Annotated in this window: 8 protein-coding genes; all 8 read right to left on the bottom strand. The window is 34.3% G+C overall.

What is annotated here, in order from left to right; all coding sequences use genetic code 11:
- Positions 1-29: 29 nt before the first annotated feature.
- The 8 genes from BIW12_RS10455 to BIW12_RS10415 all read right to left on the bottom strand — a co-directional run bounded on the left by BIW12_RS10455 (position 30) and on the right by BIW12_RS10415 (position 20052).
- Positions 30-3179, bottom strand: a complete 3150-nt coding sequence (locus BIW12_RS10455) for a glycoside hydrolase family 2 TIM barrel-domain containing protein (protein ID WP_071185066.1) — start codon at positions 3177-3179, stop codon at positions 30-32.
- Between the two features lie 57 nt (positions 3180-3236).
- Positions 3237-3920 (bottom strand): fibronectin type III domain-containing protein, encoded by a 684-nt coding sequence (locus BIW12_RS10450; RefSeq protein WP_071185065.1) that lies wholly within the window; start codon positions 3918-3920, stop codon positions 3237-3239.
- 7 nt (positions 3921-3927) lie between these two features.
- Positions 3928-7380 (bottom strand): thrombospondin type 3 repeat-containing protein, encoded by a 3453-nt coding sequence (locus BIW12_RS10445; RefSeq protein ID WP_071185064.1) that lies wholly within the window; start codon positions 7378-7380, stop codon positions 3928-3930.
- 296 nt (positions 7381-7676) lie between these two features.
- A complete protein-coding gene (locus tag BIW12_RS10440) occupies positions 7677-8360 on the bottom strand; it encodes a fibronectin type III domain-containing protein (protein ID WP_071185063.1) in 684 nt (227 codons plus the stop codon).
- A gap of 7 nt (positions 8361-8367) precedes the next feature.
- A complete protein-coding gene (locus tag BIW12_RS10435; protein WP_071185062.1) occupies positions 8368-13767 on the bottom strand; it encodes a glycoside hydrolase family 98 domain-containing protein in 5400 nt (1799 codons plus the stop codon).
- 398 nt (positions 13768-14165) lie between these two features.
- The gene (locus BIW12_RS10425; RefSeq protein WP_071185060.1) at positions 14166-15221 is read right to left on the bottom strand and encodes a DUF5627 domain-containing protein; all 1056 of its coding nucleotides are present in this window, start codon (positions 15219-15221) and stop codon (positions 14166-14168) included.
- A gap of 23 nt (positions 15222-15244) precedes the next feature.
- The gene (locus BIW12_RS10420) at positions 15245-17053 is read right to left on the bottom strand and encodes a RagB/SusD family nutrient uptake outer membrane protein (protein ID WP_071185059.1); all 1809 of its coding nucleotides are present in this window, start codon (positions 17051-17053) and stop codon (positions 15245-15247) included.
- A 17-nt stretch (positions 17054-17070) separates the two neighbouring features.
- Positions 17071-20052: a SusC/RagA family TonB-linked outer membrane protein gene (locus BIW12_RS10415; protein WP_198033416.1), complete on the bottom strand. Its 2982-nt coding sequence runs from the start codon at positions 20050-20052 to the stop codon at positions 17071-17073.
- Positions 20053-20112 lie beyond the last annotated feature (60 nt).

Raw genomic sequence — 20112 nt, 5'->3', positions numbered from 1 at the left:
AAAAGTACTTCTTCATATTTAATATTTAATTAAAACAAGTTAATAGTGTAAGTAAATGAAGTAGGCACTGCAAAAACCTGGTATTCTTCAAGTGGTTTAGGTCCACAACTAGCCGATCCTACACCAAGTGTTTTGGTTGAAAGACAAAATACAGTCGAAGTACTTGCTGGTAAATCAATCTTATATTCCACCGGATGCATTTGCTCATCAGTATGAGGAAGCGCCGCCACTTGCATTAATTTATCATCTGATTTTACTATCAATGAAGGCATGTCTTTACCACTTAATTTTGCCCAACTGACATCTTCATGATTTCCACGTTCCATCGGTTTTTCGTATTCGTATTGTTCATTTACGCCTAATTCATAAAGACCTACTTCAGCAGAACTTTTTCTATCCGAATAATTTTCGAATGGTCCTCTACCAAAAAATGACATGCGATCCAGTTTTTTATCAAGTAACATACGTACACCTATTCGAGCCAAATTAATTCGGAAACCTACAAATTGAACATCATTATCCACTTTTATCAAACCATCTCCTTTAACTAGATAAGTTGCGGTATGATACACTCCAAAACCTTCTTTACCATCTGCCTTTGTTGTAGCTGTTATTTTCACTGAAACTTTGTCAATAATTTCTACTTTAAAATCCACCAATTTATATTGGAGCGCAGTTACACCATACTTTTCCCATTGTCTATAAGCCCAGTCATCGTCATTTCGGTGAGAAGCACGCCATAAATGCAATTTAGGAGCACCATCAACTGTTAATAAATTAATACCATTTTTAGTTAACTGACTCATGAAGCCGGTTTTCTTATCAAAACTTACAGAGAAATCTTTTCCTGAAACAATTGCCGATTGAGAATTCTGTACCAGTTTTACGGGTTGAGTAACTTTTATTTCTTCCGCTGGTGGCGTATTAACAGGAAGTTTAAACTGTTCTGTTGCAACTTCAAAGCCTTTATCTGCCCAGAGTGTCTTTTCTTTTAGCTTATATGAAACACGTAGGTAATATTCAGCACCTGCTTTTGGATGCTCTATTTTATAAGAGATATTACCAGTAAAATTCCCTTTCCCCCATGTAGGGCGTATTCTAATTTTGCCATTATCAATTTCTTGACCGTTTTCGGTCAGGCTCCACGTGGCGTCAAAACCATCCAGAGAAATAAACTGATATTTATTTTTAATTTGAATTCCTCCACTAACTGGATCAGCAAGTTTTGTATCAATCCATTGGAATGCTTTCTTCATTTCAGGATAATGTGGTTTTACATTTTTTCCTCCTGTAGCACGATCATAAGAAATCACACCTTTATGAATAAAATAATGGTCATTTGGATTTTCGCCAAAACCACCACCATAAGCCAAAATTGGATGGTTTGGATCACGCCTATTCCACAATGCCTGATCTTGGAATTCCCAAATAGCACCGCCTAAAATTTCAGGATTTTCATCGAAAACTCGAGAGTATTCATCAAGAGAACCCATAGAATTAAACATAGCATGAACAAATTCACAAATATAAAAGGGTTTAGTAAGATTTTTGTCCTGAGCAATGCGGGCATAATCTTCTGCAGTTCCATACATTCGCCCATCGAGATCAGAAGGATTATTTTTACCAGTGCCAAATCTTTCATAGTGAACAAATCGGGTATCATCAATCTTTTTTACCTCAGTCATAGCAGCTTTTAAATTTGTGCTAATTCCACCACCTTCATTTCCTAATGACCAGATGATTACTGATGGATGATTTTTAAAATTTTCAACATTAGCCACATTACGATCAATAATAGCTGCTTTTATTGTTGGTTCTTCATCAAATCGGGTATCATAACCATGGTATTCCATATTAGCTTCAGCAACCAACCAGATTCCCCACTCGTCACACAATTCATACCAGCGTGGATCATTGGAATAATGACTCGTACGGATGTGGTTACAATTTCCTTGCTTAATAACTTCCAAATCACGTATCATTTGCTCTTCGGTAACCGCATGGCCCACATCTGACCAATGCTCGTGACGATTTACCCCCTTCAATTTAATTGGTACACCATTAGCCATAAAAACCCTTCCTTTGATTTCTACCTTACGGAAACCTATTTTCGATGAAAGTATTTCTCCTTCAGAACTTGTTAATACAACCGTATATAGATTAGGTGTTTCAGCGGTCCATTTTAATGGATTAGCTACTTTAATTTTTACACTCAATAACTGCTCTGTATTGGATTTGAGTGCAGAACCATTTGCACTTGCTTTGGCTATTTCTTTGCCCTCTTTGTCGTAAAGTGTAGCTGTAAATGTTTGCGCTTTTCCAGTTTTATCACTGTAATTTTTAATTTTGGCAGATACATCTAATGTTGCATCTTTATAATCTTTATCCAAATCTGTTTTCACAAAAAAGTCACGAATATGTACCTGAGGAGCACTCCAAAGCGTCACATTACGAAAAATTCCGTGCAAACGCCACATATCCTGGTCTTCTAGCCAGGTTCCTGAGCTGTATTGATATACTTCAACAGCAATCATGTTTTTACCTGGTTTTAGATATTTGGTAAGATCAAATTCGGCTGCATTACGACTATTTACACTAAAACCTACTTTTTTACCGTTTACCCACAAAAAGAAAGCACTATCAACCCCATCAAAAGTGATGAAATTACGACGACCTTCCCATTCTGCAGGAACTGTAAATTCTCTGCGGTAACTTCCCACAGGATTTCGCTCATTGTATGATGTGTACCATTTCTCTGGTTCACTCATTACATGTGGAAAATCTTTTTTGATAGTATAACCTAAATTTCTGTAAAAAGGTGTACCATATCCTTTTACTTCCCAGTTAGAAGGCACAGCAATTTCTTTCCAACCAGAAACATCATAATCAGACTTATAGAAATCGACAGGACGTTTTTCAGGCGTTGAAACCCAATTGAATCTCCACTCACCATTAAGGCTCTGACAAAATGATGATGCATGTCGTTTGGCCACTAAAGCTTCTTTCAAATTGCCATAAGGCATCAAAGTAGCGTGATAGGGTTCTTTGTTTATGCCGAGTAATTCGGGATTTTCTATTTCAGGTGGAATTGAGGCTCCTGCTACAGTAGTCTGAGCCTCAATATCATTTATAAAAAATATTGATACCAAAATCAATAATAAGAAAGCGTTTTTTTTCATTTTTTTTACAATTGTTGTCTATTTTTCTGAATGTTTAGCCTTTATGCAAAAATCATCTTATTGTTTAGAAAAACTCCAAACTTGACCAATTGTAGTTCCACCTTTTCCATCTTTAACAACAATATTCCAATAATACTTTGTTCCAGGTGTTAATGAAGATACTTCATAAGTAGCAGTAGATAAGTCTGAAGCTACTTTCTGAGTAGGTGGATTTGAAGTTCCTAAATACACATCATACGACAAATTATCATTATCTGCATCTACTGCTGTCCAACTTAAAGTTGTTGTACTACCGGAAATACTCGAATGCAAAACCGGCGTCTTTATTTCTGGTATAAACGGTAAATGATTAACTATTCCTTCATTTTCAGTAAAAAAAGTATATACCGAAGAATATTTACCAACTTTATTGTTAGAATCTATTGCTTTTACCCGCCAATAATAAAACTTACCCTTCTCTAAAGACAATGACTTACTCAGCATAGTAGTCGTTGAAGTAACTACATTTTTAGTGAAAGCATTATCTGTTGCAACATCTAGTTGATATGTAATAGCATCATTTTGAGCATCAGATGAAGCATTCCACTTCAATTCAACTGTATTGTCTATACAAACCAAATTATTTGTTGGATAAACTAAACCTGGAATAGTCGGTGGAGTTTGGGCATCGCCCTCATCTCCACCACTACTACATGAAACCAATAGTATCAAACTCAAAATAAATAAACTTGTTTTTTTCATATCTCAATTACTTTTTAATAATTTTAATTGTCTCTATAGGATTTGATTGAATTTTGACAAAATAAACACCTGTTGGTTCTTTTCCTAAATCTAAATGCACTTTACCATTTTCAATAGTGTAAACCGATTTAGAAATTAAAATTCCATTTACCGTATAAATTCCTATTTCTACTGAGGTGTCATTAGTAGGTAAATAAATATCAAACGGACCAGTTGTAGGATTAGGAACTGCTCTCACTAAATCAAAAAGTGTAATCGTTTTAACTAATGTTCCTTCACATAATTTTGAAGTTGAAACTTCCAAAACATCTCCGGAATTTACTGCTACATCAAAATTTGAATTATTGGTTTCAAATTGTAAAACTCCATTAACATTTACTTGGTAAGGTGCTGTTCCTGATTCAATTTCAACGTGTAATTTATCCGACGAAGAACTCGTTTTTGCTGTTATAGCTGCACTTGCAGGAATTACAATAGAGTAGCATTGTTTTGAAGCTGCACCTGAAGCCTCAACACATATATCATAAGTCCCCGGAGCAAGATTATTTAACGCTAAAATCTTATTTGTAAAAGCTTTAGAGGTTCCGTTAACAGTTGCTGAATAAGTCAAATTCTGACTGGCAGTAATTGTAATTTGACCATTATTTTTATTTGGACAACTTTCGCCAACAACTTCAATAGAATAATTTGTTGATCCTAAAGCTATACACCCATTAGCATCAACAGCCTGACCGCTAGGTGTATTTGGACAAATATCAATACTATTTTTAACACCATCGCTATCATCATCCAATTGACTCTGAGCACATCCACTAGAATTTACAGTTTGACCTGATAGAGTATTTGGACAGATATCCAGACTATTTTTAACACCATCTCCATCGTCATCTAATTCACTTTGAGCACATCCGCTGGCATTTACGGTTTGACCTGATGGTGTATTAGGACATGTATCTATATTATTTGGAACACCATCTGCATCATTATCATCTGATATATCAAATTTTAGAGGAAGAACTTCTGCTGTATATAAATTTTCGGAAGTAATATATGCCGTAAATGGATTCATATCTGAAAGAGAAGAAGTTGTTACAGTATAAAATCCCGAAACACCATTAACTGTTTTAAAAACATAACTTTTCACAGGAGATTTGTAGCTGATATACACAGGCACAAAATTATTTACTGTGAGATTTTTAGGAGTAGAAACAGCTCCACTTCCCGTAAAAGTAAAGGTGCCATTTGCACTAATTAAAACAGGCGTATTCGCAGGAATAATTCCGTTTTTGATTGATGTACAAGAAACATTTGCAGATGATGAAACCATATTATAAGCAGTAACTCCTGTGGGAATTGATGCTTCAAAAGGCAATGTCAAAGTTCTATACCCTGCAAAAACTCCAGTATAAGTAGCTGAAGTGGTATTAAAATTAAAAGGTACACTAAAATCACCACTCTGATCAGCTAGTGAAAGTAAATTTGCATTGTTGTTTGCAATAACATTCGTTGTAAGACCTGTATAACCTTGAGGCACATAATAAATACTGTTTTTATTTGCTGCTGATTGATACCAATTTTTACTTTGGGGAATTGCTGTTACATTACGAAGATCGAGAGAAGTACTATAGCTACTTGTCAAAGCATCCAGCAAGTTACTATCATCATCGAAATAAACTCCGGAGAATTTCGAAGTTTTTTCATTACCGATATTCAGATAGACATCTCCAAAATTCATGGTGAGTACTGAACTATAATTGGAATTTGTAAGGCTAATAATTCCTTTAATACCATCGGTCAATGTTGCTGTGGAAATATCTAAAACAATGTCAAAACTCCCAGCAGCGGGAAAAGTCACCCGCCCGTAATTTTTACTCTTTACTGTTCCGGCGGCATTTACATAAATAAGCGTCGTATTATCAGAATAGCGATTAGAAACAGATGTTGCACTGTTTACATGCATTATCAATTTGCTATATCTGTCATCCAAAGCAATATAACCATTTGTTCCGTTAGTATTCGAACTAAATAAAGGATTTGGATTAGACCATGTTTTAGTTTGTCCACTAATTTTATAAGCCGTTCCAAAAGTAGCACTAGAAGTTTGCTGAACATCAATTTTATTATAATGGATATCTTCCCCAATCATATTAGATTGTAATCTCTCGCTATTTTTATTAAAAATAAAAGTCATAACACTAGAAGCATCTACAGTTACAACAGGACGAAAAGTTTGTTCATTATAAGTAAGATTAGAAATGGTATAATCACTTGTAGCATTTGTAAGTGCTTTTGTTCCTGAAACGGTATAAAATGGTAAATCTACTGTCAAAGTTGAAGGTGTAGATGCAGTATTATATACAAATAAAACGATTTTATTTCCATCTTCAGAAATATATGAAGATCCTTTTAAAAAACCTTCATCTGTCCATATAGCATTGATTCTGGTCTTTCCGGTAACATTTTTAGCTAATTGCTGAAGAACATATCCTCTTTTAGTAATTTCACCATCAACAGAACCATTAGTTCCATCCCCCATTAACCCATAAAAACGCTTTGTAGCATAATGAATCCAGGCATTTATATTACCCAATAACGCATCATTTACACTTTTAGCAAAAGAAAAACCATCTGTATTCCAATCAAAATCTCTTGGCGTAGTACCACTAGAAGAGTTCCAATTGATAAGATACTCTGTCTGCCAGATTTGTTTGTTATAATTCTGAAATTGCTTATAGACAGACTGCATTCCACCATACTGATGGCCTCCATATACTTCAAAATTAGCCATTACTTCAGGCTTCAAAAAAGCATTTGCATAATTATCTGAAAAACCAACACTCTCGGGTGCGATTACTTTACAATTGATAAGATGACCATAGTCTTTCACAAAAGTAGCAATCTGATCTGGAGTCCATATACATCCATGATACAATGCCTTCTCATCTGGTTCATTTTGTACAGAAATATAATCCAGTTCTATCCCATTATTTTTAAGATACGTCACAAAATCATCCAGATATAAAGCATAATCCTGATAATGTTCTGGCTTTAGATATCCTATCTGTTGTACACCATTAGCATCTACGTACACTGCATTAATATGATTATTAGTTTTCCATTCTGCAGGCATTGTCCAAGGACTTGCAAAAATGGTAAGTCCCATAGATTTTGCAAGTTGTGCAGTAGCCAACACAGAACTCCAACTACTCTTATTTTCAGGAATATAAAGTCGCATAATATTATAACCTGCCCCACTATTTGCACCCCAAACTTTTTGAATTTCTGCTGTTGACATATGATTATAACCAAATTGTGGACTATTTACAAATCCACCAAATCCGGTAATTTTTTGATAAGGTGTATTCTTGTCAATTCTGACTTTTGGATTTTGTGCAAACCCTAGACCGCAAAAAATTATACCCGCAATAATTGCAAATTTTATTTTAATTTTTCTTTTCATACATAGTAGAATTATTGTTACATCATTAAAGTTAATAGATGTTTTTTTTTTATTAAGTGATAAATCAAGTTTATAGATTATTAAAAAAACAAACAATTAACATTCAGTTTTTTATAAATCATAAATTCATAAAAAACTAATCATTTGAAAATCAAGAATATCTCCTGAAAATTGTTTACTTATTTTTTTCGATTCTATATCAAGAGAGATATGAGACCGTCCTAAAATTTAGATAGTCTCATATCAAACTTCTTTTATTTAAAAGATATTTATAAGATAATTGCTGTGTGCAAAACTTATTGTTTATTAAAATCCCAAACCGGACCTATAGTATTTCCTCCTTTATCATCTTTAACAACAACTTTCCAGTAATATTTTGTTGAAGATGTCAATGAAGATGCTGTATAAGAAGCAGCCGACAAATCCGATGCTACTTTTTGAGTAGGAAAGTTTGACGTTCCTAAATACACATCATACAACAAATTATCATTATCTGCATCTACTGCTGTCCAACTTAAAGTTATTGAACTACCGGAAACATCCGAATGTAAAACAGGTAATTTTATTTCTGGTATAAATGGTAAATGGTTAACTATTCCCTGATTTTCAGTAAAAAAAGTATATACCGAAGTATATTTATCTGCTTTATTTTTAGAATCAATTGCTTTTACCCGCCAATAATAAAACTTCCCCTTCTCTAAAGACAATGACTTACTCAACAAAGTGGTAGTTGAAGTAACTACATTTTTAGTGAAAGCATTATCTGTAGCAACATCTAGTTGATAAGTAATCACATCATTTTGAGCATCAGATGAAGCATTCCACTTAAATTCAACTGTATTGTCTATACAAACCAAATTATTTGTTGGATAAACTAAACTTGGAATAGTTGGTGGAGTTTGGGCATCGCCCTCATCTCCACCACTGCTACAAGAAGAAAATAGTGTCAAACTCAATATAAATAAACTTATTTTTTTCATATCGCAACTACTTTTTAATGATTTTAATTGTTTCTAAAGGATTTGATTGTATTCTAACAAAATAAACTCCAGCAGGTTCTTTTCCTAAATCTAAATGTACTTTACCATTTTCAATAATGTAAACCGATTTAGAAATTAGCATTCCTGTGACAGTATAAATTCCTATTTCTACTGAGCTGTCATTAGTTGGTAAATAAATATCAAACGGACCAGTTGTAGGATTTGGAACGGCTTGAACAAAATCAAACAAAGTAATCGTTTTGGCATAAGTCCCCTCACATTCTTTTGAAGTTGTAACTTCTAATACATCCCCATTACTTACATCTACACCAAAATTGGAATTATTGGTTTCAAATTGTAGTACTCCATTAACATTTACCTGATAAGGAGCGGTACCTGACTGAATTTCAACCATTAACTTTTCAGATGTTGATGTCGTTTTTGCTGTAATAGCCGCACTTGCAGGAATTACAATAGAATAGCATTGTTTTGCAGTCGTCCCCGATGCATCAATACATATATCATAAGTACCCGGATTAAGATTAGTTAAGGCTAAAATTTTATTTGTAAAAGATTTAGGGGTTCCATTAACAGTTGCAGAATATGTCAAAGCCTGGCTGGCTGTGATGGTAATTTGACCATTGTTCTTATTTGGACAACTTTCTCCAACAACTTCAATAGAATAATTCGTTGAGCCTAAGGCGATACAACCATTAGCATCGACTGCCTGACCAACAGGTGTACTTGGACATAAATCAACACTGTTCTTAACACCGTCGCCGTCATCATCTAATTGCCCCAAAGCACAACCTGAAGCATTTACTGACTGACCTGTTGGTGTGTTTGGACATAAATCAACATTGTTCTTAACACCATCATTGTCATCATCTAATTGACTCTGAGCACAGCCTGTGGTATTTACCGTCTGACCTGTTGGTGTGTTTGGACATAAATCAACATTATTCTTCACACCATCATTGTCATCATCTAATTGCCCCAAAGCACAACCCGAAGCATTTACTGACTGACCTGTTGGTGTATTTGGACATAAATCAACATTGTTTTTAACACCATCATTATCATCATCTAATTGACTCTGGGCACAACCTGAAGCATTTACTGACTGACCTGTTGGTGTGTTTGGACAGATATCCAGACTATTTTTGACACCATCATTATCATCATCCAATTGACTCTGGGCACAACCTGAAGCACTTACTGACTGAGCTGTTGGTGTATTTGGACATAAATCAACATTGTTCTTAACACCATCATTATCATCATCTAATTGACTCTGAGCGCAACCATTAGCATTTACAGTTTGACCAGTTGGTGTATTTGAACAAAGATCGACATTGTTTTTAATACCATCCCCATCATCATCTAATTGAGTCTGAGAACAACCAGTGGTATTTACCGCTTGACCTATTGGTGTATTTGGACAAATGTCTATATTATTTGGTACACCGTCATTATCATCATCAATTTCTAATGTTGCTGATTCATCTAAACCTGAAAAAGCAATATCATCCATGTAAAAGTCTAAACTGTTAACAGCTAAACCCCATACAATTTGCGTAGCTCCAGCTGAATAAGTTGAACTACCGTCAGTAGTGGAGCCGCCTGTAGTCCAGTTTACTCCATCAGTTGAATACTCAATTTTTAATGCAACACTACCACTTCCTGAAGCAGATGCTCTATACCAAATAGGCTTATTAGGAATTGGATCCAAACTTACAGTTGTACTAATTAGGGTTGTTAATCCACTTGATGTGGAGCGGTAAATTCTAAATTGTGAATCAGTTCCTGTATTATACACTAATAGTAAATAACCTTCCATAATACCCTGAACATATCCTGTTGTTGCATTACCTATTTTACTAGTATTACCTCTTAACAAAACGCCTGTTTTATATTGAGTTGGATCAGATCCAATGTATTGTTTCCATGTTACAGAGTAATTTGTAGCTGTTTTCGAAAAAGCATTCAAATCTATCACACCTGTAGCGTTTTTTTGCCCCACACCATAAGGTTTAATAACATTACTTGTCAAACTATTGGCATCTGTATAAGATACAACGCCAGCTGTTGCAGCATTCCCTTGTCCAATAGTTGCATTGATTGCCGCAGGTGTTGTTGCAGACGTTGTAGCCACATCATTTGTAAAATCATATTTAACAAATATTGGACTTTGATCTACTTTACCGGTCAAACTTATTTGACGGTCTATTGTATTGGTAGTTTTTATTGTGATTACACCTACCTTTTTACCTGTTGACAATCCAGATGTCATACGAACAAATATTGGTGTACTGGCTACTGCTCCATTAATTTGCGGTAATATAAGTTTAGGCTGATATGTGCCATTAGCACTCAAAGAGAGTTCGTAATTTACTGGAGCTTCAACACTTATGTCTCCTACAAGTGAGTTGCCTGACACAGAAAACATTTGACTGGCTGATGGACCTGAACTCTGAACATAAGTAAACCCTTCCATGTCAAGCTTAGATAAGGTGATGCTTGATGAAGAAAATTTAATATCGTCCATTACCCAATTCAAATTGTTTGAGCCTAATCCCCAGACTAATTCTGAAGCTCCTGAAGTATAAATGGCATCCTGGAAAGTTGTTTGCGGCGCACCTTCCCAATTTATACCGTCTGCAGAACATTCAAAAATTAACTTATTAGCTATTGCAGAAGCCCTAAACCACACAGGTTGACCCGGCATTACTTTAAGAGTTGTGGTTGTATAAGTTGGTTTAGCTATAATACCATCTGTACCAGCAACATAAGGCATAAGTGTAATAGTTCCATCTGAATTGTTTAAAGCAATAAACAAATATCCTTGTTTCATTCCATCAGCATAAGTGCATGAACCATTTGCACCTGATGCTCTTAATAAAACACCTTTTTTACCTCCATTAGTAGAATAATATTCTTTCCAGGTAACAGAATAATCTTTTGCGTCAGTCTGGAACAAATCCAAATCTGCCACTGCTGTTCCGTTAATTGACCCCACAGAATAAGCCTTAAAAGCATTACTGGTATTATTATTTACATCTTTATATGATATTACACCAGCACTACCACTTTTTACGGTAATTAAATTAGCAGCAGGCAAACTAGCACTTGTAGTAGCTACATCATTTGTAAAATTATAAACTCCATTATTTTCATTCTGTGAAAATGTAATATTGTCAAAATAAATAGTTGCCAAACCTGCCGCATTGGCTTCTAATTTTATTTCATTATCTCCCTCATTCAATTCTATATTTTGTGATATCGTTAACCAAGAGCTTTCATCATTGGTTTTATTAAATATTGGAGTCGCAACTTTAATCCCGTTTACATATAAATCAATAGTTGTAACTGCTGAAACAGGAGCTGAATATCTTATCTCAAGTTGATAAGTCCCTTTTCTTAAAGCTTTAATTACATCTCTTATACTTGCTGCAGCATTTGTTCCAAAATTTAAATATCCCTGACCCTGATAATTTCTTATAGAACCATTTTGACCACCGGTAATAATGCTGTTTATGTTTTTATAATCAAAATGTTCTGCTTCATTTTGACGAGCCCCAATATAAACTGACGGTTTATTTGGTTCAATTAATCGGGCTTCTGTATAAGCTGATAAACGTCCTGTTGCTGCACCCGAACAATTCACAGTTAAATCAAGAGGGCCATTATGCTGAATTGTTAAAGTAAGTACCCCTCCAGACCAGTTTTTTGTAATAATACTTGCCTGATGATTGGCTCTATCCAGATAAGAATAGGTAGGTTCTGAATTACTTCCAAATATTTTGATAATATCTGTCTTTAAACTCGAATCATACTCATTATAATTTGTCAAATAGAAATTAACTTTGTTTGAAAATTCCTTAATAATTCCTGCAGAATATTGTGAATACGTCAGCTCTACCTTTTCACATGTATTGTATTTAAAAGGGATACTTGCACTAGCAATTTTTCCAGCTACTGTTTTATATGGATTATAAGTCACCCATCCGTTTTCATGTCTCCCTACAAATAAGTCTCCGGTATATTCTTCAGGAAACAATGCATTTAATTCAGTCTGTTTAGAAGTTATAGTTGGCCATTTAGTGGCATAATTTGATTTATTAATCTGGACATCAAATGACTTCGCCTCAGTATCATCCAATTCAAAAACCGTTGGAATTGTTGGAAATCGCCCCGTTTTCTTAAAGAAACTCTTATTATCTTTATAATTACCATCACCATCCATACGGTAAAGCCCTTCGAACAAAGTTTCAGGAGTACTATAAATATTATCAGGAGTACCCGATTGAACATCATTAACAATTACGACCTTAGTTCGGTCAATAACTTCAGTTCTGGTTGGAATACGGACCGTACCATCTAATATTTTTCGGAAAATATCTACAGAAGTATTATCAAATTGAGGAAAAGTTTCCCAATTTCGACTCATATAACCATTTGATGAAGTGATACGGTTTGTTTCACGGAAACACTGTGTCCATATAAGCTCCGGACCATCTATTACGGTTTGTCCTGTAAGCATCATGTGTTCAAAATGTGGCGCAGCTGCAGTAGCCATTGTAAAACCTTCATGGACTCCACTGGCATTTGTCCACCCTGTATCGTCATAACGAATACCATAATTCCCACTATATCCTGAAAGATAAGATCCCAAACAAATACTCTCCATATCTGACTGGTAAGAAATTTGAGTATATTTTTCGGACAGTATATAATTTTCTGTATAATCCCGACAAGCTTTAGCAAAAGCCGGATTTCGTTTCATCATACCAATAGGATTTATAGCAGGGCTCCATTGGTTTCCACACCAACTCACTGACAGATAACCTCCATATTGGTTGCTCAATTTTAATAAATTAGCAAAATGAGACATTCGATTAGACCAAGATGGGGAAAGCGGGTCACTGGCATCATCATATCCCCAGAATTGTTCAGCATAATTGAATCCTATAAAGTTTGGATAATCTTTATAAAACTCTTCATAAACCGAAAGATCAAAATCTGAAAACTGGGAATATCCACCACTAGAAGGTTGAATCATCGCCCACATGCGATTCTGAGCGCAAGTTCTAATCCAAGACTTAGCTATTTCATAACCATATTCAGCAACTTTAAACTGACTAGTTGCTACATCATGACTAATAGAAAGTGAAATATTCATCACAACATAAGGACGAATATCTACGGGGATTAAATCAATAATTTTTTGTGGATCTGCATAATTCCAAGTATCAATATGAACTAACCACATTGGCTTGTCAGGTGAAACAGGTCGCCTTAAAGACACATTTTGTTGAGCGTTAACCAATTGAACGAAAGACAAAAAAAATATTATCAAAAAAATATTCTTAGTACTTTCTTTATAAAAAAGTATTTTTTTTTTCATAATTAAATTATTTCATTAAAATCAACATAACTATATGGCAAACAATACGTATGAAATATCACAGAGCGAATTAATTATAAAATGGCTCAATAATATTTCAAAAAAAGCAATCGGTTGTGTTTTTTTTTTTTTTGCAACTATGACAAAAAATAATTATACCTGCTTTTTTGACGATAAAAAAATGAACCTAAATGTTCTCTTTAAAATATGTAGTAAAATGCCAATAAAAGAAAATAAGAAACAATGAAGGAATTACTTCATTGTTTCTTATAAAAACATTTAAGTAAAGAAATCTAAACTAGAAAAAAGTTTTTACTATTAGATATATGAAAACAAAATCAATTAAATTAATAATTCTTTTTCAATAATATAAAAAAATATTTCTTTATGATTTAATTTTAAGGAGCTAAAACAGGAGTAAATTGTTCCATAACAACCCCTCTGTTTCTCATTACCAGAGTATCCTTAGTTTGTGTTGTAATACCTTTCCCTATATGATTTATTGTATAATCTAAATAAAGAACATCTCTGTCAAGGCCTCCAAAACTTTTCTTCTCACCTTTTTTCACAAACTTTCCAGTACCAGTAACTGTATAAGCTGTCGGATCAGAAGAAGTGATTACACAGTTGTTTTCTTGATCAAAGTTTAAATTTAAAATACAATTGTAATTTTGCGAAGCATTATCCTGATAAACTATTGGGAATCTCAAAACATTTAAAGATTGTGTAGTCAATGGAAAAACCCATTTTTGAGAATCAGCAGCTGAGGCATCATAGGTTACAACATCCACAGGGCGTCTAACTGTAGTAGCTACTTTATTTCCAGAATAAATATCTCTCCCCCTTCTAAGATATTGACCATGCCATGTATTAATATATTTTACTGCATACAATACATAATCTTTTGCGCGAACATCCCAAAGTGCTCCATTCAGCCTTCTAGGTTTAGAACCTAAAACAATTGGTTTCCCTTGCAAAATAGTATCAGCATTAGTAACTGTAGTCATCATTAAAGGAATTACATAATTATTAGCTGTAGCTAAAGGATCAGCAAAAAAAGCATCCGTTAATTGCACTTGTACACCTCCAGAAATACTCCCTTTCTTAATAATGATTTGATTTGATGCTAGTGTATAGTAATTTCTTGGCATAGCTCGTATGGCTCTAGTGGTTCCAGTAAAATTATAACCACTAGGAATGGTATCGGCTATTTCAATATTAATTATTCGGTCTTGTTTGTTTTCATAAACACCACCTAAAGCACACATAATTTCGCACTTACCCTGAAGATCTAAAGTATTGTCAAAAATATCTTCTCCAAAAGTTATTGTTCGCACAGGGAACTGGTAAGGAAAATATACTGCAGAATAATCATAATCCGGAAATGATATTGGATCGTTTGAACATCCTGCAGCAGATATCAATATCAATAAAAATAAAATTAGTTTTTTCATAATTTTTGTTATTAAGTATATTTCTAATTATTCCAAAGATCGTTTTGAAGCAAATTAGTAAATTTTAAAGTTTCCAAATATGGAATTGGTCCATAATACATGTGATTTTGATACGCTCTATTTTCAACGGTTGCAGGCGTGCTGTAAACAGGAGCATTTAATGTTCCAGATACCGTTATTCCTTTAGCATCTTCAGTCAACTTTGAAAACGGAACTTTCCATCGTCGTAAATCCCAAAAACGGAATCCTTCAAAAGACAATTCTAAACGACGCTCATTACGAATTAACTCACGCATAGCATCCTTATCATTTTTAATAGACTCTAAATAAGGATCCGTATTCAAATTCATTGCTCTTTTACGAATAACCTTAATTATATCATAAGCAGTGTAACCATAACCTTCCGGATCGGAAACTGCCCCCCAAGCTTCATTAGCAGCTTCAGCATAATTAAGATACATTTCGGTATAGCGAATACGTGGTCTGTAATGCAACTGCGTATTTCTACCGCTTGGATTATAATTCACATCCTGTCTTAACAATTTTCTCATATAATAACCTGTACGAGTAGAAGTTAACACCTTATTTACTGGATCCTGAGTTCCCGTTGCCATATTAATTTGAGCATTAGTAACTCCTGCTGTTCTTCCATGATAATTAACAAACTCTGCTAAACGAGGATCGCGGTTTGCATAAGGACTATTTTGATTATAATTAGATGAAGGATGTGTTATTGGATAACCATTATTTGCATAAAAAGCATCAACAAAATTTTGGGTTGGATTCACACGACCATTACCAAACAAAGATGGAGGAAAATGTTCACGTTCTAAATCATTATTATTTGAAGTTCCTGCCCTCCATAGAACCTCTGGAGGGTTAGATCCCGCAGTCAATCCATTAATTTGTGATGTATTTCTGTACCATGCAACACCACTATTAAAATCAGTTGGAAGTCCAGTTAAACCACCTTTGAAGGCAATAACTTCAGCAGCATGTTTAGCCGCATTTGCCCATGTTTCGTTTGAACCATTGGCAGTCCCATCAGCAAAAGCAGGACTGGCTGCCATTAAAGATGTTTGCGAACGTATTGCTTTTACAATAATCCCACTTACTAAACCTAAATAGCGCAAACCCATCGTTCTATTATATGCACCAACTGTAGCATTAATCGCTAGGTAACGTGCAGGAATGTCACTTTCGTTAACAATATCTCGATAGTTAAGAGGCAAACGAACTGCTGCACTATCCACATCTTTATAAATTTGTGCTACACAGGTATTAAAATCCTGACGAGGAACATTAAAGTTAGAATCTTTATTTAAAACCTCCGAATAAATCGGAACCCCCATTAATTTTCCATTTACCCAACCTGCGTGTGACTGTAACAAATTAAACATAAAAAGAGCACGTAAACCATAAGCCTCTCCTTTAATACGCTCTTTAAACAATTTATCAATAATTGGGTCTTCTGCAAACGTCATTTTGTCTGCTTCAGTTAAAACAATATTCATGTATTGTATTCCTGAAAAACAAGATGTCCAGCGATCAGCAGCATTATTAGATGCCGTCCATTGCCCTGTTGCTAACCTCAAAAAACCATTACTAACATCATTACTTACTGCATCATCTGTGGCTACTTCACTAAAATTGTAGCCATTAGTAGGAATCCTGGTATAACCTTGAGTCAATAAGCCCAAACCAAAATTTGGCTCATTGTATGTTGAATTTTGGTCACGAATATTCTCGTCTGCTGGATCTATAACATCTGTACAGCCAACAAATAAAATAGAGAGAATTAAAATTACAAATATGTTTTTATTCTTAATCATTATACAATTTTTTTAAATTAAAATGTTGCCGTTAAACCCATATTAAAAGATCTCATCTGTGGCATAGAACCAATATTGGTTTCCATATGTTTTCTCTCTTTAGAAATTAATAATAAATCATTACCATTAACATAAAGACCTAAATTTCTTATAAAACCACTACTAGGTAAATACTCTTTTGGCAAATCAAATGAGAATTGAATTCTAGCTAAATTAAATCGATCATTTTTGAATAACCAAAAATCTGAATTTCTATAATTATTAGCTCCAGCTGTAGTTGTCAACCTTGGATAAGTAGCAGTTTCAGCCGTTTCTGGTGTCCAACGATCACGAAGTGCAGCAGAATATTTAGCGTTCACTCCAGCAGTTGGCCAATAATATGAACTGTTTTTTAATCCAACAGAACCGCTAGTTTGGTTTGCTAAAACAAACAAAGAGAAATGTTTCCATTTTGCTGTCATATTAAGACCTAATGTTAATGGCGATCCAGCCCAGCCACCTCTACCAAGATAAACCTGATCATTATTATCAACCAAACCATCATTATTTATATCAACATACTTAATGTCCCCTGCCTTAACATTTCCAAAAGCAGGAGTTGGATAATCGTTATCAATAATATCTTGTTGTGTATAGAAGCCATCGTTCTTTAACCCCCAAATAGCATCAATAGGCGTTCCTTTACGTTTTTGATACGCTTCTTCAAAAGTTATGTCGTTTCTTATATCAGCATCTGCTGTGTAATAAGTAGCTACCATACCTACATTCAAATCAACTTTATTCACTCTCTTATTGAAAGATACACCTACATCAAAACCTTGACGGTTATCTGCATTATAATTAACATATGGAACAAAAGAACTAGCTGAAGGGAATTGAACAGACAAAAAGCTAGGATAAAGATTAACATCATTAATAGGAATACCTGTCAACTGATGTGCAAAATATGAAGCATTAAACTGTAACTTATTTTTAAACAAAGATCCTTCAATTCCAAAACTGATTTCTCTCCTCTGTTGGTAAGTTAAATCAGGATTACCTACCCTTTGAATGTCTGTAGCACGCAACTGACGACCTTCCTGCCATGAAAAATAAGCACCATTATTTGTACTGTAAACATCACGCTCTAAAAAGTAAGCACCATTGCTTGCAATAAGAGATTCAAAATCCAAATCCGTATTCAAAATACCTGCACTTGCAGTTAATTTTAAATCGTCAATAAAACTAGAATTAGCTAAAAAATCCTCATTACTTATTCTCCACCCAATCGAAGCGGTTGGTGAGAATGCTCCACGATTACCTTCTACAAATCTAGCAGAATGTACATAGTTTGCTGTAAAATCAAGGTAATATTTTTGCTTAAAGTTATAAGCGGCTTGAAAACCTAAGTTAGCACTACCAATAGCATGATACACCTGTGATTCAGCAAGTTTGTAACCATGAGCTACTAACATACTAGATACATTGTGAACTTTGTTAAAAGTATTTTTATACTTAAAAGCACCTGAAAAAAACAAGGTTTGACGCTGATAGGATGCCTCCAAAGTTCTTGAATTATTGTTAACGTTATTACCTATTTGAGATAATGAAGTAATATTATCTCCTGTCCATGTTGGTACATAAACAGCATAAGTATTATCAGAAATATTCTGTGCGTAAGAAGTATTGTAATCAATGGCAAACTGTGTATCAAAAGACAAACCTTTTAAAACTTTGGCTAAATCAAAATTGATAGTAGCATCAAACTGGTATTTACGAGTTGTAGCTTGTCTTGTACCTCTAGTATAGATATCTGCGAAAGGATTGGTTGCCTGTGTTTGAGTACCTCCTAGAATATATTGACCATCAATAATAAAAGGATTAGTACTTAAACGTGCCTGAGAACCCGCATCTAAATTTCCTAAATAACTCAAGGGTATTAAAGGAGCTATCAGATTAGGTCTTAAGGTTGCGGCTGCACCCCAAAAATTACCCTGTGCTGTATTATTGTCATAAAAAGTAACATTGGTATTAATCTTAGTAGAAATCATATCATTTATTTTAATATCCAGATTACCTCTAACATTAAAACGATTTTCTCCCTCTTTCTTACCATTTCCTATATCTAGTAATGAAGTAGTATTGTAATTCCCAACATTAACATAGAATTGTGCACTTTCAGTTCCTCCATTATACTCAGTAACAATTTCTGAACGTCTGGCAAATTTATTTATATTCTTAAAAGAATAAAAGTCAACATCTGGATAACGAAACGGATTGGAACCTGATGCGTAATTAGCTATTTCTTCATTAGAGTATAAAGGAGCAATACCATCATTTACTAAAGCCTCATTAAAAAGAGTCATATATTCAGCTGAACCCAAATATTCTGCATAACGTTTAGGGGTATAAAGCGTATTATTAAAACGAACGTCAAATCTGCTCTTTTTAGCAGTACCTCTCTTAGTAGTAATAGAAACTACCCCTTTAGCAGCACGGCTTCCATATAAGGCTACAGCAGCAGCACTTTTTAAGACTGTAATATCATCAATTTCAAATGGCAACACATTGAATTCGTCACGAGGCACTCCATCAACAATAACCAACTTACTATTCATCCCCCATATATTACCATGGTAACCTGGAATAAAACTAGATAAATTATCTAAACTGAATAATGAATAGTTAGTATGTAGCATTCCTTCAATATTCACGTTAGAAACACCACCAAGAATGTCAACCTTATCCACTTTATTGAAGGCTACATTTACTAAATTGGATTTATCCAATTGTAATACGATAGTCTTCAAATCTGACTTAGCCTGGACAGTACTTAATTTATATCCAGACGCTTTTACAGACAAAGTACTATTAGCTTCAACAGTTAATGCAAACTCACCAACTTCATTAGCAATGGTAGTAACATTATTACTATCCGTGATGATTGCGCCTGGTACCTGTACTCCTTTAGTATCAAGCACAACAGCAGAAACAACAATCTTGTTATCTTGTGCACTCATTTTCAATGAGAAAAGAGTGTGTATTGCGCATATAAAAAAAACTATTTTGATATATTTCAT

It is taken from the genome of Flavobacterium commune, from assembly GCF_001857965.1.
GTDB classification, from domain to species: Bacteria; Bacteroidota; Bacteroidia; order Flavobacteriales; family Flavobacteriaceae; genus Flavobacterium; species Flavobacterium commune.
Note: the sequence above shows the minus strand (reverse complement) of the source record. Positions and strands in the feature narration are given on the sequence as shown.